Below are 13,183 nucleotides of genomic sequence, written 5' to 3'. Positions count from 1 at the left end.
GAGCCGCATCGGCTGGCTGGTCGCAGTGACCGCCGTCGTCATCCTTGCCTCGAGCCAACTGCTGTACGCCACGGGGTCGCACGAGACGTACGCCGATTCCCTGTTCGAGTCGGCGATGGCCACGATCACCGGCAGCGGCCTGACGCCCACGGGCGCGTTCCCACGCATCCTGCAGGTACTGCTCGCTGTCTACTCGGTGGCGGTCTTCGCTACCCTCGCGGGATCGCTGGGCGCCTTCTTCCTCCGCGAGGAACGGCCGGGAGCGGCGGGTGCGACGCCTGCGGAAGCAGTCCCCACTGAGCGCACCCCCGGAAGCTGAGAGGGGTCGCTGGTGTCGCTGCGACGGACATGAAGCGCATCGGTTTCCTCTCCTTCGGCCACTATCAGGACGTCCCCGGGTCCTTTGTGCGCACTGCCGGTGACGCACTCCTGCAGACCGTGGAGTTGGCGGTGGCGGCCGAGGAACTCGGCGTGGACGGCGCGTACGTCCGGGTGCACCACTTTGCGCCGCAACTGGCCTCGCCCTTCCCACTGCTCGCCGCGATGGCGGCACGGACCAGCAGTCTCGAGCTGTGCACGGGCGTCATCGACCTGCGCTACGAGAACCCGCTGTACATGGCGGAAGAAGCGGCAGTCACCGATTTGATCAGCGGCAGCAGGTTGCAGCGCGGGATCAGCAGGGGTTCTCCCGAGCCCGCGCTCAACGGCTACGAAGCCTTCGGGTATGTGCCCCCGGAGGACAGCAGTGACGCCGATGACGCACGGCAGGAGGCGGCCATCTTCCGTGCGGCGATCGCGGGCTCGGGGATGGCCGATGCCAACCCGCGCATGAGCGGGCAATCGGGCCGACTGGCAATTGAGCCGCAGTCGGACGGAGTGGGCGAGCGCATTTGGTGGGGTTCGGGAACGCGCGCCACGGCCCGGTGGGCGGGGGCGCAGGGCATGCACCTGATGAGTTCCACCCTGCTGACGGAGGACACCGGTGTGCCGTTCGACGAGCTGCAGGCCGAGCAGATCAGAATCTTCCGGAAAGCGTGGGCCGACGCCGGACACCCGGGTGTGCCCAAGGTCTCCGTCAGCCGGAGCGTTCTGCCGATCGTCAGCGATACCGACCGCCACTACTTCGGATTGCGGTCGCAGGTGGACGGCAAGGACCAGGTGGGCAACCTGTAGGGGGTGCGCTCACGCTTCGGCAGGAGCTACATCGGCGAACCCGACGTCATCGCCGAGCAGCTTGCGGCAGACTCCACGGTAAGGGAGGCCGACACCGTGCTGGTGACTGTGCCCAACCAGCTGGGCGTCGGGTACAACGCGGAACTGCTCGAAAGTATCCTGACGCTCGTGGCGCCCGACGCAGGCTGGCGGTAGCCGAACAGCGGGTGGTCACTCTGGTGACCACCCGCTGCCGTCCATGGAGGAGCTGGGCTACTCCGCGAGTGCCGCGATGACTTCCTTCGCGACGTCCTCACTCGACTGCGGGTTCTGCCCGGTGATGAGGTTCTCGTCGCGCACGACAACGCTCGCCCATGCTGCGCCGGTCTCGACAACGGCGCCCTTGTCGCGGAGCTCTGTCTCCACGAACCACGGCGTGTTCTCGCCGGTTCCGCCGGACAGCTCCTCCTCATTGGTGAACACCGTGACGCGGCGTCCTGCGAAGGCGAAGGTGCCGCCGTCGTCCACCGCGCTCAGCAGTCCGGCCGGGCCGTGGCAGAACGGGGCGATGACCTTACCCTCGTTGTTCGCGGCGATCAGGACCCGGCCGAGGTCCTTGTTCGCGTACAGATCAGCCATGGGACCGTGGCCGCCGGGCATCACGACGGCGTCGTAGGCGGCGGGATCGATGTGGGCGAGGATCCGCGGGGCGGAAAGTTCGTCATCGATTTCCTCGAGGTAGGCACGGAAGTCTGCTGCTTTTTCCTCGCCGCCGGCCTGCTGCGGGTCGAGGCTTACCTGGTCGACCGTCGGCTTCACGCCGCCCGGCGAGCTGAGCTGGACAGTGTGCCCGGCGTTCCGCAGGGTCCGGTGGGCGACCACGAGTTCCTCCGCCCAGTAACCGGTGGGGTGGGAACTGCCGTCCTTCATGGTGAGCGAGTCGGCGGATGAGACAACCATCAGGATGTTGGCCATGGAGATGTACTCCTTCTCGGGCGCGTTCGGAGAGCGCACCCGTAGGGGGAAAGGCGTTCATGAGGGGAACGTGCGCTGCGCGGGACCTATTCCATCAGTCCGGTAAGCCGCCGGGAAACAACCGGGTCAGTCGCCGTCGCCGTCGATACCAACGGGCACGCAGCGTGAACCGAATGCAGGCATCGGTTCGGAGACGCCGGTGACGGTTTCCCCCGGCAATGAGTTATTCCGCCGCAGCGCAGCGAGGTTCCTCTCGAAAGAAGAGGAATCCTGTTCCGTCGGGAAGGCAACGACGGCGCTCGCCGGCACCCCCGGATCCGGAACCGTAACAGGGGTGGGCAGAACCTGAACAACCGGGTCCGCCTCAAGGGGTCCCACTTCCGAAAGGACGATCGGTACCAACTGGGATTCTGCCGAACTGTTGGGATCCACGCTGACCTCCTGAGACGTAAGTGGTCCAAGTCTAGTGCGGCCGCCCGCGAAGGAGCGAGGTTCCGAGGTGCCAAAAAGGCCCGCTCCGATGTTGCTGGAGCGGGCCTTTCCGGAGCTGGACCTAGCGCGCGTTCTCGAGTTCCTCGTACGTGGCGTCGTCGATGCTGACGCTTCCCGCGCCCATGTTGTCCTCAAGGTGGGCAATCGAGCCCGTGCCGGGGATCGGCATCATCACCGGGGAGCGGCGCAGCAGCCAGGCGAGGGCCACCTGGGACGTGCTGGCGTTCAGCCGCTCGGCTGCCTCAGCGAGCGGACCGCCCGGCTGCGCGAGTTCACCTGCGGAAATGGGAGCCCAGGGAATGAAACCGATGCCCTGCTCCGTGGCGTACTCCAGGACGTCCTCGGAGGTGCGGTCGGTCAGGTTGTAGCGGTTCTGGACGGTGGAGACCGTGAAAAACTTTCCGGCGGCCTTGAGCTGGTCGACGCTCACCTCGGACAGCCCGAGTGCCTTTACCTTGCCCTCCTGCTGGAGGTCGCGGAGCACGGCGAACTGCTCGTCGGCGTCGACCTTGGGATCGATGCGGTGCAGCTGCAGCAGGTCCAGCGAGTCGACCTTCAGCTTCCGGAGACTCAGTTCGGTCTGCTGGCGCAGGTACTCGGGCCTGCCGACCGGAATCCACTGGCCCGGACCGGTGCGGGTGAAGCCCACCTTGGTGCCGACCCGGACGCCGTCGGGGTAGGGGTGAAGCGCCTCGGCGATGATTTCCTCACTGATGTTGGGCCCGTAGGAATCGGCGGTGTCGAGAAAATCGACACCGAGTTCAACAGCACGGCGCACGACGTCGACGGCGGTGCCGCGGCTGGCGGGCTCGCCCCAGACGCCGTCGCCCACGATGCGCATGGCGCCGAAGCCCAGGCGATGGACGGTGCCGAGGTCCTTGAGGTCGATGGTCGGAGATACGTCGCGGAGTACATCGGTGTTTTGGGTCATGCTGGCGGCAACCGGGGGCGCCAGTCCGTTATTCCGGCCGACGTCTCCGCCGGGACGTTAGCCCAGCACGAAGTTGGCGATGAACAGCAGCGGGATGGACCCCGCCCACACCGCCGTCGTGATGCCCGACCAGCCCCTGAGTGCCGCTGTTCCCTCAAGGCCGGTGAAGCGTGTGACCACCCAGAAGTAGGAATCGTTGAAGTAGCTGAACACCATGGATCCCGCGGTGCAGGCCAGGGCGGCGAGGAGCGGGTCGATGCCGAGGGTGGTGACCAGCGGAGCAGTGACTGACGCTGCCGTGATCATGGCGACGGTACCGGAACCCTGGGCGATGCGGACCAGCGTAGCGATCAGGAAGGGAACGAGGAACGCGGGGAGGGGAGTGGCCGCGATGGCTTCGGCCAGGGCATCGCCGACACCCGAGCTGCGCAGTACCTGGCCGAGCGCGCCGCCGGCGCCGGTGATCAGGAGGATGAGCCCCGCCGAGGCTGCCGCTTCGGCGAACCAGCCCTGGACCTTGGAGCGCGGGGTCCAGCGCGGCAGGAGCAGGTAGACGGCCAGCAGGACTCCGATGATCAGCGCGACTACCGGATTGCCGACGAAGGCGAACGGGACCACCCAGGCGGACGGCTCGTACTCGCCGCCGAGCACGCCCTGCGCATTCTGGTCGATGGCGCCGGTGACGGTGTTGACCACGATCAGCAGCAGCGGAATGAGCAGGGGAAGCGAACCAAGGAGGGCGCCGACGTGGTGGGGCTTCGCTCCGGCCGGAGGTGTTCCGAGGTCGACGGCGGGATCGGCGGGCGCAAAGTCGTCGTCTGCCCTGTTGTTCGCGCCGCCGGACAACTCATGGGAGCCACTTCCCTCGGGTCCCCGCTCCAGGTGGCCGGATCCACCCCGGGAGCCGACCGAGGCCGTTCCGTACACGGCCTCGCGGACCTCTTCCGACACCGACGATTCGAGCTTCGGCCCCATCCACTTAGCGTAGAAGATGACGATCGGCAGGAGGAGGACGGTGAAGATCAGCCCTCCGAGAATAAGCGCCCCGAGGTCGGCCCCGAGGATGCCGGCGACGGCGAGCGGGCCGGGAGTGGGTGGGACCATGTGGTGCGTCAGGGTCATGCCGCAGCCGAGCGCCAGGGCCAGGGTGACGTAGCCGGCGCGCTTCACCCGGGCGATGGAACGTGCCAGCGGGTTCATGATCACATAGCCGGAGTCACAGAAGACCGGAATGGAGACCAGTGCGCCCACGCTACCCATGGCCCACGGCTCGCGGCCCTTGCCGAAGATGCGAAGGAACGCCAGCGCCAGGGAATTGGCGGCGCCCGAGACCTCAAGGATCTTGCCGATGCCCACACCGAGACCGATGACGATGCCGATCGAGGCAAGGGTGTTGCCGAAGCCGGTGGTGATGGCGGTGACAATCTCGAGAGGCGCCTGGCCCGCAACGATGCCAGTGACCAGGGCGGCGATCAGCAACGCCACGAAGGCGTCCAGCCGCGTGCGGAGCACCAGCACGATAATGGTCGCAATCCCCAGAGCCAGCGCCAGCAAAAGTTGTAGATCCACGGTGATTCGCTCCTTCAGGAAACAATGCCCGCGCGGCGTTGCACGGACCTGCCACGCGCCGGCATTGACGGGTTTAGCGCTGGCTGAAACACTAACACCGGGCATATGACATCTGACAAGTGTTTTCCAGCAAAGAGGCAACCCTTGATCACGGAATCCGAACTCCTGTCGGGCTTTCCCGCTGAAAACGCAGTTGACCCCCGAACGGTCGCGGCGTCGGTGGCTGCCTCGCGCCGGGTCCTGGTGGTGCTCGACGACGACCCCACGGGTACGCAGTCCGTCGCGGACCTGCCCGTCCTCACCAGCTGGGAGGCGGCGGATTTCGCGTGGGCCTTCACCTTCCGCATCGCGGGCGCCGCGGCCCCCGCGGTCTATGTGCTCACCAATACCCGGAGCCTCGGGCCGGACGAGGCTGCAGCGCGTAACCGGGAAGCCGTCACCAACGCGCTGGCCGCTGCGGAAGATTCCGGGATCGCCCTCGGGTTCGTGAGCCGCAGTGATTCCACACTTCGCGGGCACTACCCCCTCGAGCCGGACGTGATCGCCGCGACGCTCTCGGAGGTGACCGGGCAGAGTACCGATGGCGTCGTGATCGTGCCGGCGTTCCCCGATGCGGGCCGGATCACCATCGGGGGTATCCACTACATGAGGGACGGCGCCGGCGGACTGATCCCGGTCGCCGCCACCGAATTCGCTTCCGATGCCACGTTCGGGTATTCCTGGTCCGAGCTTGCCCGCTATGTGGAGGAGAAGTCGGCCGGGCGCTTCCCTGCGGCCGACGTGATCGTCCTGGATCTTGCTGTTGTCCGCGGGGGAACGGAAGGGATCGCGGAGGCGATCGCTCCCGCAGCCGATTCCGCTCCGATCGTGGCCGACATCGTCACCGAGAACGACCTGCGGGCGCTCGCCCTCGGCCTGGCGGAGGCCGAATCGCGCGGAAAGAAACTGCTCTACCGTGTGGGGCCGCCCTTCGTTCGGGCAAGAATCGGGCAGCGCGAGCGGGAGGCCCTCACCGCCGAGGAGGTGTTCCCTGCAGGTAGCCCCGCGTCCCGGACCGGAGGGCTCGTGGTGGTCGGATCCCACGTCGGGGTCACCACACGGCAGCTCGCCGCACTGACCACCCGGCATCCGAACGCGACGACGGTCGAACTCGCTGTCGAGGACCTGCTGGACGAGGCGCGTGCCGGCGACCAGCTCGAACGGACGGTCGCCGCCGTCGTCGCGGCCCTTGGCACGGGGGACGTCATCCTCTCCACCAGCCGGCTCCTGGTGAAATCGGAGGACCCTGCCGAAAGCCTGAGGATCGCCCGGGTGGTCTCGGCCGGAGTGGTGGCGGTGGTGCGTCGCACCCTGGCGGCGGCACCGCCCCGGTTCGTCGTCGCGAAGGGCGGCATCACCTCCTCCGACGTCGCCGCGCACGGCCTCGCCATCCGGCACGCGGTCGTCCGCGGTCCCATGCTCCCCGGCATCGTGTCGCTGTGGGAGCCGGTCGACGGGCCGGCGCGGGGCATCCCCTTCGTGGTTTTCGCGGGCAACGTGGGCGACGACGACTCCCTGCTGGACGTTGTCCGCAAGCTCAGCACCACCTTCCAGAGATAAGGACGCCATGGACAGCTCGACGGAGAGCCGCGGGTACACGATCGCCGTCCTCGGCCTTGGCGCGATGGGACTGCCCATCGCGGCACGACTGGCGGGCAGCTTTTCCGTTGCCGGCTACGACATCAATGCCGGACGGCGGGAACTTGCCGGGAACGACGGCGTCACCCCCCACACCTCAGCCCGCAGCGCCGCCGCAGGAGCCGACACCGTCCTCCTCGCTGTCCGGAACGCGGAACAGTTGCAGTCCTCACTCTTCGGGGAGGACGGCGTTGCCGAGGTTCTCGAGCCGGGCGCCGTCGTCATCATGACCAGCACCGTGGGACGCGCAGTCATCCCCGGGGTCGTCGAACGGCTGGCCGGGTTCGGGATCGATCTGGTGGATGCGCCGCTCTCCGGTGGGCCGAAGCGGGCCGGAGATGGGGACCTGCTCATCGTGGTGGGTGCGGATCCGGCAGTGCTCGGAAAGGTGCGCCCCGTCCTCGAGCGGCTCGCCTCGACCCTGACCGTGGTCGGGAACAGGCCCGGGGACGGACAGGCGCTGAAGACCGTCAACCAGTTGCTCTGTGGCGTCCACATTGCAGCCGCTGCCGAAGCCCTCGCACTGGCCGACGCATTGGGCCTGGACCAGGAAAAGGCCCTCGCCGCCCTGGAGGCCGGTGCGGCCGGTTCGTTCATGCTCTCGAACCGGGGTCCGCGCATCCTCGAGGCCTACGCCGAGGACGGCGCGGAGGTGCTGAGCAGGCTCGACATCTTCGTCAAGGACCTGGGGATCGTGGGCGACGCAGCGCGTGCAGAGGGACTGGCCACTCCCGTCGCGGCAGCCGCGGAGCAGCTTTTCCTGCTGGGCCAGGCGCAGGGCTTCGGTCTGGACGATGATTCCTCGGTGATCCGGGTGGTGGCACCGGCGAAGCGTGCCCGCCGGGGAGAGGATGGACCTGGTGCGTAAATCACTCGTTGAATCGGTCTTCGAGGAACTCTTCGAACGCATCCTCCAGGGCGAGATTGCGCCCCATGCTCCCTTGCCTCCCGAGGCGGAGCTGGCGAAGGCCTCCGATGTCAGCCGGTTGACCGTCCGGGAAGCACTGAAGACCCTGCAGGCCCAGAACATCGTGTCCGTGCGCAGGGGGCTCGGCACCTTCGTGAATCCGCCGGACCAGTGGACCGGCCTCGAAGCGATCCTGAAGGCGGCATCGCGCGGCATCGCTTCGAACCAGGTGGCACTGCGTCTCCTCGAGGTCCGGCGGATGGTGGAGACCGGCGCCGCCGAGTTGGCTGCGCTCCACGCCACGCCCGCCGACCTCGAGCAGATGGCGGCAGCGAACCGGAACCTGGGGGCAGCCCACGCCGCGCAGGACCTCGACGCGGTGACGACCGCCGATCTGGCGTTCCATGACGCCGTGCTCCGGGCATCCGCCAACCCCTTCGTCCCCGTGCTATTGGGCCAGCTGGCACAGCTCCTCTATGTTCTGCGCCGGGAGACGTCGGCCTTTCCCGAAGTGCAGCGTCATGCAATCACGCACCACGGGCTGATCCTCGACGCCATCGCTTCACGAAGCCCCGAAGCCTCCCGGTTGGCGATGGATGCGCACATCAACCAGACATTTGAAGATTTTGAGCATTACATCAGCAAACAGGACCAAACCCTCCAAGGAGATGGATGACATGACCGGAACCCCCACATTTCCCACCGAATGCACCGCAGTACTGACCGGAGCTGCCTCAGCGCGCGGAATCGGCCGGGCCACGGCGGACCTCCTCGCCGCTCAGGGATGGAGCATCGCCATCCTGGACATCGACGGCGACGCCGCAGCGCACGCAGCGGAGGAGATCGCTGCCAGGCACGGCGTCCGGACCCTCGGCGTCCGTGCCGACGTCGCCGACCAGGAGTCGGTGGACTTGGCCATCACCAGGGTGGAGGAATCGCTGCCCCCGGTGGTTGCACTGGCCAACATCGCCGGCATCAGCTCGCCCGTCGAATTCATGGACGAGACGAAGGAGGGGTGGGAACGTGTCTTCGCGATCAACATGACCGGGACCTTCCTGGTGACCCAGCGCGTGCTGTCCGGCATGATCGAACGCAAACTCGGCCGCGTGGTCAGTATCTCCTCCATCTCCGCGCAGCGCGGCGGCGGAACCTATTCGAAGGTCGCCTACAGTGCATCCAAGGCCGGCATCATCGGCTTCACCCGCGCGCTGGCCCGCGAGATGGGCGAACACGGCATCACCGTGAACTGCGTTGCCCCAGGCCCGGTGGACACCGACATCATGGGCGGTGCGCTCAGCGATGACCGGAAGGAGGCGATGTCACAGGACATCCTGGTGGGCCGGGTAGGTACCGTGCGCGACATCGCGGCCCTGCTGACGTTCCTGATGGGCGCAGACGCCGGATTCATCACCGCGGCCACCTACGACATCAACGGTGGGCTGCAGATCTCCTAGTACAGGAAGCCGGCCTCGGGCTGCACCTCAGGTCGCGAAGTGCGTCTCAACCGCTCCACCGGTGGCCGACCGGACGATGTCCCCGGCAACGACCCGGAGCTTCACGTTCCGGTGGCTGGAGGCCTTCCGGAGGATCTCGATGGCCTCGATCTGCGAACAGCGGTTCTGCGCAATGATGATGCCGACGGCGATGTCGATATTGGTCCGCGATTCCATTGCGGACTTCAGGTTCGCGGCGGCGTCCTGGTACTTCGACAACTGCAGGGCGAGTTGAAGTGCAATCGAGGCCTCAGCGGCGTACTCCTGCACCTGCTCCACCACCTCGGGCGTGAAGGCTCCGGGTTCCTTCGCGTAGAGGTTGACTGCCGCCCCGCCGTCGTCGTCCCTCATCAGCGGCACACCCAGTGCCGAGAAGTATCCGCGGTCGCTGATCGCAGAGAGGTAGTCGCGCCAGCGGGTGTCGGTGCGCGCATCCTGGATGACGTTGGTGCTTCCGGTTCGTACGGCGTCGAGGCACGGGCCGTCGCCATAGCCGTATTGCACCTCGTCGAGGACTTTCGCCTCCATGCTGCTGCTCGCGACAGTGGTGGCTCTGTTGCGCTGCTTCAGCGTCACCCCGCACATCACCGTCACCGCGGGCTCGAGGATCTTCGAGGTGTGGACGGCAAACGACTCGAGGAAGAGATGGATGTTGTCGGAAGCAAGGAGAAGGTGCTGCAACTGGCCGGCCACTGAACCGCCGCCGTTCATTTCTGTCATGCGCCCAGCTTACGGATAATTACAACTCTCACCGAGTGGTCCGGAAAAGTGCGGCTGCTGCGCAGGAACTCAGCCCGCGCCCACAATCAGCAGAATCCCCGCAAACACGATGCCGGACGCGATCAGGGTGACCATCGTGTAACCGAGGATGTCCCGCATCTTGAGTCCCGCAATAGCCAGCAAGGGCAGAGCCCAGAACGGCTGGATCATATTCGTCCACTGGTCGCCGTAGGAGACGGCCATGATGGCTACGGACGGGTCCACGCCGAGCCGGTTCGCGGCGTCGAGCATGATGGGTGCCTGCACCGCGAACTGTCCGCCGCCCGAGGGGACGAAGAAGTTCACCAGCCCCGCCGAGAGCAGCGCCAGAACGCCGAAGGTGCCGGGGGTGGCGATGTTCACCAGGAAATCGGAAAAGACCGCGATGAGCCCCGTCGTCGTCATGATGCCCATGATTCCGGCGTAAAGCGGGAACTGTAGGAGGATCTCACCGACGTTGGACGCCGCGTTCTTGGTCAGGCCGATGAGCTCGAAGGGGCTGCGGACCAGCAGAAAGATCAGCGCCAGGAACGTCCAGTTCACGATGTCCAGCGTCGCGGTGCCGCCCTGCACGTAGTGGACCACCAGGTAGGCGACGAGCGCCAGGCCGACGACGGTGGTCAGGATCCGGCTTGCATCCACGCGGTCAGCGGGCGTGAGCACTGCCTCGTCAATGGCGGCGCTGTCGTCGTCGGCATGCGCCTCGGCGGGCAGTTCGACGATCCTGTCGCCCTGCTTCGGAGCCACCAGGGCCAGCGCGGTGCCGACGACGACGATGGTGGCGACGGCGGCCGTTATGTTCCACCAGGTGAAGGTCGTGTCCGTGATGGGAATGGTGCGGCCGAGTTGCTCCGCGATGAAGGATCCTTCGGTTGCAGCCGTCAGCGGCCCGGAACCGGAGTACCCCATGTGCCAGACCACGAAGCCGGAGAACCCCGCGGCAACGAGCATGGGGAAATGGAGCGGGATGCCCTTCTTCCGCCCCTGCGCTGCGACTTCCTTTGCCAGCAGGCCACCGACCACCAGGCCGAGTCCCCACGTGATGAGCGAGGCCACTGCAGCAACCAGAAAAACGAAGACGTAGGCCTGCGTCGGCGTTTTGGGGAGCCCGGCGAGCCCCGTCAGAAGTTTTCGCACCGGCCCGGTGTTGGCCAGCGTGTGGCCCAGGAGCAGGATCAGCGCCATCTGCGTCATGAACGCGAGCAGGCCGGCCAGCCCGTCACCCCACCCGACCAGTACGTCAACGGGCCCGGCATCGGTGAAGACGAGGGCCAGGATCGCCACCACCAGGCTGAGGACCACGGCGAACACCAGGGCACTGGGGATGTAGCGTTCCACCAGCGAGTTCACGGGCCGCATGGCGGCGGAAATGCCGGATGCTTTCTCTCGGGGTTCAGGATAGGCAGTAGGCACTTCGGTCTCCTCGGTTCGACGGCGCTGTCACGGCATGCCGGCGGCCGGGCACTGTTCCCCAGCTTACGATGCGGCCGCCTCCTGCCTGGAACGGCCGGCGACGGTTTCTAGGTGCGTTCGGCGTCGGCCGCGTCGAGAGCTGTCCGCGCCTCCTCGACGGCGGCGCGGGCCTCCTCGACGGCGGCCCGTGCCGACTCGGCCGCCTCGGCGGTCTCGCGGCGAAAGTGTTCGACCTCGCGTGCCTGCTCCTCCGCACGGTCGAGCTCCTCGGCGAGGGCAGCCAGGCGCTCCTGCAGGTCCTCGATGGACGCGAGAAGACCGTCCCGCGTGGCTCCGGTCCGCTGCGCGAGGGCAACTGCCTCCTCCGCGGCGTCGTCCGCCCGCTCCACTTCCGCTTCGGCCCGGCTGAGTTCTGTTCGGGCCTGCTCCAGCAGGCGGATCCGCGGCTCTGCACCTGACTGCTCCGCACCGGACTGCTCCGCATCGGCCGGAGCCGAACTGCTCTCCTCCGGACCACCGACGGCTCCTTCGAGGGAGACGGGCTCCCAGCCTGAGACCTCAAGTGCACGCACCAGGCGGGCCGTGAGGACCGCAGCGGCCGCCGCGGGATCGGTCATGGCCGCCCGCAGCGTCGATTCCACGTCACCGAGGGCAGCCGGGCCGACGTCGGAACCAAGTTCGCCGGCGACGTCGAGGCTCAACCGGGCCACCGCCGCCAACAGGCGCTGCCGCTGCTGGCCCAGCGCCTGGAGCTGGGCGCGGTCGCTGCCCTCCTGCGCTTCGCGCAGTGAGTTCCCCAGCTCGAGCACCTGCTCCACCTCATCGCGCCGGTGGGTCACGAGCATGTTGACGAGCCACGCCGCCGTCGACGCCTTCGGAAGTTTCTTCAGCAGCGCAGCGAGGTCCCGGTCGCCGGAGCGTGCAGCATCCCGGGCCCGCTCATTGCGCGCGTCCGTGAACTTCTCGAGCGGCAACGCATACAGTTCGGTGGCAACGGTGCCGATGTCCATGGGATCCTGCCGGTCGGTGCTGCCCGTGCGGCAACAGGGCTTTCGGGGGTGCTGTCAGCCGAACGATCAGTCATGCGTCAGTGTAGGCGTCAGTGTCGGCGTCCGTGGACTGCCGCTTGCGGTAGGCGACCATGTTGACACGGTTGGCGCACCGCACGCTGCAGAAGCGCTTCGAGCGGTTGCGGGACAGGTCGAGAAGCAGCCCGGCGCAATCGTCAGCTTCGCAGACACGCAGCCGTTCGGTCTCCGCCGCGCGGATGACGTCAACCAGCGCAAGGGCCAGTTCCAGCCGGATGCGCGTCGCAAGGGGAGCATCGGGTGACGCCGCGTGCAGGTGCCAGTCCAGCCCGTCATGGCGGGCGAGCCGGGGCAGCACCTCGCCGCTTTCCAGAATCGCATTGACCTCCTTCACCATGGCGTCGCGGTCCAGCGCCCAGATTCGGCGGAAGTCCCGGCGAAGGCCCACCATGTCGGCCAGTTCCTGGTCATCCCCGTCGATGCGCCCGGAGAATCGGTGGTCCGCTATGAGCCCTCCAAGGTGCTCCTTCGTGGCGAGTTCATCATCCCCGGACGTTGAAGCGGCGGCGTCGGTGTTCGCGAGGGCAACGCTGAATTCCAGGACGTCTTCTGTGTCATAGGCAAAATGCACTTGACCCATTACTCCAATCGTCGTATTGTCAGTGTTATAGCTCTATTAGACCATTACGCAGCGGGAGCTGTGAAAGGGGCACCGTCATGATCAGCGCACTTTACGTCCTTACCCTCGTTGTGGTTTTCGCTGGCATCGGCAGGCTCTCCATTCCGG

12 protein-coding genes and 2 pseudogenes are annotated in these 13,183 nt (G+C 66.9%); 6 read left to right on the top strand and 8 right to left on the bottom strand.

Going from position 1 to position 13,183, the window contains the following annotated elements; all coding sequences use genetic code 11:
- Together Y704_RS23470 and Y704_RS20545 are read left to right on the top strand one after the other, a co-directional pair.
- A pseudogene (locus tag Y704_RS23470) lies at nucleotides 1–319 on the top strand (hypothetical protein); the annotation flags it as partial.
- Nucleotides 320–348: 29 nt separating this feature from the next.
- Nucleotides 349–1,368, top strand: a pseudogene (locus Y704_RS20545) (LLM class flavin-dependent oxidoreductase).
- A 57-nt stretch (nucleotides 1,369–1,425) separates the two neighbouring features.
- Here Y704_RS20545 and Y704_RS0110770 read toward each other — a convergent pair.
- From Y704_RS0110770 to Y704_RS0110755, 4 genes are all read right to left on the bottom strand, one after another.
- A complete protein-coding gene (locus tag Y704_RS0110770) occupies nucleotides 1,426–2,127 on the bottom strand; it encodes a type 1 glutamine amidotransferase domain-containing protein (RefSeq protein ID WP_026550125.1) in 702 nt (233 codons plus the stop codon).
- A 126-nt stretch (nucleotides 2,128–2,253) separates the two neighbouring features.
- Complete coding sequence (locus Y704_RS0110765) at nucleotides 2,254–2,559, bottom strand: hypothetical protein (protein ID WP_026550124.1); 306 nt, start codon at nucleotides 2,557–2,559, stop codon at nucleotides 2,254–2,256.
- A 121-nt stretch (nucleotides 2,560–2,680) separates the two neighbouring features.
- Entirely contained in the window at nucleotides 2,681–3,550 is an 870-nt protein-coding gene (locus Y704_RS0110760) for an aldo/keto reductase (protein ID WP_026550123.1), read from the bottom strand.
- Nucleotides 3,551–3,607: 57 nt separating this feature from the next.
- A complete protein-coding gene (locus Y704_RS0110755; protein ID WP_026550122.1) occupies nucleotides 3,608–5,119 on the bottom strand; it encodes a GntP family permease in 1,512 nt (503 codons plus the stop codon).
- A 144-nt stretch (nucleotides 5,120–5,263) separates the two neighbouring features.
- Here Y704_RS0110755 and Y704_RS0110750 point away from each other — a divergent pair, with 144 nt between their 5' ends.
- The 4 genes from Y704_RS0110750 to Y704_RS0110735 are packed head-to-tail and all read left to right on the top strand — an operon-like array spanning nucleotide 5,264 to nucleotide 9,157.
- Complete coding sequence (locus tag Y704_RS0110750) at nucleotides 5,264–6,718, top strand: four-carbon acid sugar kinase family protein (RefSeq protein WP_026550121.1); 1,455 nt, start codon at nucleotides 5,264–5,266, stop codon at nucleotides 6,716–6,718.
- 7 nt (nucleotides 6,719–6,725) lie between these two features.
- Entirely contained in the window at nucleotides 6,726–7,664 is a 939-nt protein-coding gene (locus Y704_RS0110745) for an NAD(P)-dependent oxidoreductase (protein WP_026550120.1), read from the top strand.
- Complete coding sequence (locus tag Y704_RS0110740; RefSeq protein ID WP_026550119.1) at nucleotides 7,654–8,379, top strand: FadR/GntR family transcriptional regulator; 726 nt, start codon at nucleotides 7,654–7,656, stop codon at nucleotides 8,377–8,379. The genes Y704_RS0110745 and Y704_RS0110740 overlap by 11 nt, the downstream gene beginning before the upstream one ends.
- 1 nt (nucleotide 8,380) lies before the next feature.
- Nucleotides 8,381–9,157: an SDR family NAD(P)-dependent oxidoreductase gene (locus Y704_RS0110735; protein ID WP_026550118.1), complete on the top strand. Its 777-nt coding sequence runs from the start codon at nucleotides 8,381–8,383 to the stop codon at nucleotides 9,155–9,157.
- A gap of 27 nt (nucleotides 9,158–9,184) precedes the next feature.
- On the opposite strand, the gene Y704_RS0110730 is transcribed toward Y704_RS0110735, so the two are convergent.
- The 4 genes from Y704_RS0110730 to Y704_RS0110715 all read right to left on the bottom strand — a co-directional run bounded on the left by Y704_RS0110730 (nucleotide 9,185) and on the right by Y704_RS0110715 (nucleotide 13,036).
- Nucleotides 9,185–9,916, bottom strand: a complete 732-nt coding sequence (locus tag Y704_RS0110730; protein ID WP_026550117.1) for a GAF and ANTAR domain-containing protein — start codon at nucleotides 9,914–9,916, stop codon at nucleotides 9,185–9,187.
- A gap of 69 nt (nucleotides 9,917–9,985) precedes the next feature.
- On the bottom strand, nucleotides 9,986–11,314 hold the full coding sequence (locus Y704_RS0110725; RefSeq protein WP_051476936.1) for a short-chain fatty acid transporter: 1,329 nt from the start codon (nucleotides 11,312–11,314) through the stop codon (nucleotides 9,986–9,988).
- Nucleotides 11,315–11,475: 161 nt separating this feature from the next.
- Nucleotides 11,476–12,378, bottom strand: a complete 903-nt coding sequence (locus tag Y704_RS0110720; RefSeq protein ID WP_026550115.1) for a hypothetical protein — start codon at nucleotides 12,376–12,378, stop codon at nucleotides 11,476–11,478.
- A gap of 70 nt (nucleotides 12,379–12,448) precedes the next feature.
- The gene (locus tag Y704_RS0110715) at nucleotides 12,449–13,036 is read right to left on the bottom strand and encodes a CGNR zinc finger domain-containing protein (RefSeq protein ID WP_081747568.1); all 588 of its coding nucleotides are present in this window, start codon (nucleotides 13,034–13,036) and stop codon (nucleotides 12,449–12,451) included.
- Nucleotides 13,037–13,183: the final 147 nt, after the last annotated feature.

Source organism: Arthrobacter sp. Br18, from assembly GCF_000520555.1.
In the GTDB taxonomy this organism is placed as follows: domain Bacteria; phylum Actinomycetota; class Actinomycetes; order Actinomycetales; family Micrococcaceae; genus Arthrobacter_D.
This window is presented reverse-complemented; position numbering and strand designations above follow the sequence as displayed.

What these genes read in the sequence shown, in the direction of transcription:
- Y704_RS0110720 (WP_026550115.1), bottom strand. Translation starts at nt 12,378, where the DNA reads ATGGACATCGGCACCGTTGCCACCGAACTGTATGCGTTGCCGCTCGAG.
- Y704_RS0110735 (WP_026550118.1), top strand. Translation starts at nt 8,381, where the DNA reads ATGACCGGAACCCCCACATTTCCCACCGAATGCACCGCAGTACTGACC.
- Y704_RS0110760 (WP_026550123.1), bottom strand. Translation starts at nt 3,550, where the DNA reads ATGACCCAAAACACCGATGTACTCCGCGACGTATCTCCGACCATCGAC.
- Y704_RS0110725 (WP_051476936.1), bottom strand. Translation starts at nt 11,314, where the DNA reads ATGCGGCCCGTGAACTCGCTGGTGGAACGCTACATCCCCAGTGCCCTG.
- Y704_RS0110770 (WP_026550125.1), bottom strand. Translation starts at nt 2,127, where the DNA reads ATGGCCAACATCCTGATGGTTGTCTCATCCGCCGACTCGCTCACCATG.
- Y704_RS0110715 (WP_081747568.1), bottom strand. Translation starts at nt 13,036, where the DNA reads ATGGGTCAAGTGCATTTTGCCTATGACACAGAAGACGTCCTGGAATTC.
- Y704_RS0110730 (WP_026550117.1), bottom strand. Translation starts at nt 9,916, where the DNA reads ATGACAGAAATGAACGGCGGCGGTTCAGTGGCCGGCCAGTTGCAGCAC.
- Y704_RS0110745 (WP_026550120.1), top strand. Translation starts at nt 6,726, where the DNA reads ATGGACAGCTCGACGGAGAGCCGCGGGTACACGATCGCCGTCCTCGGC.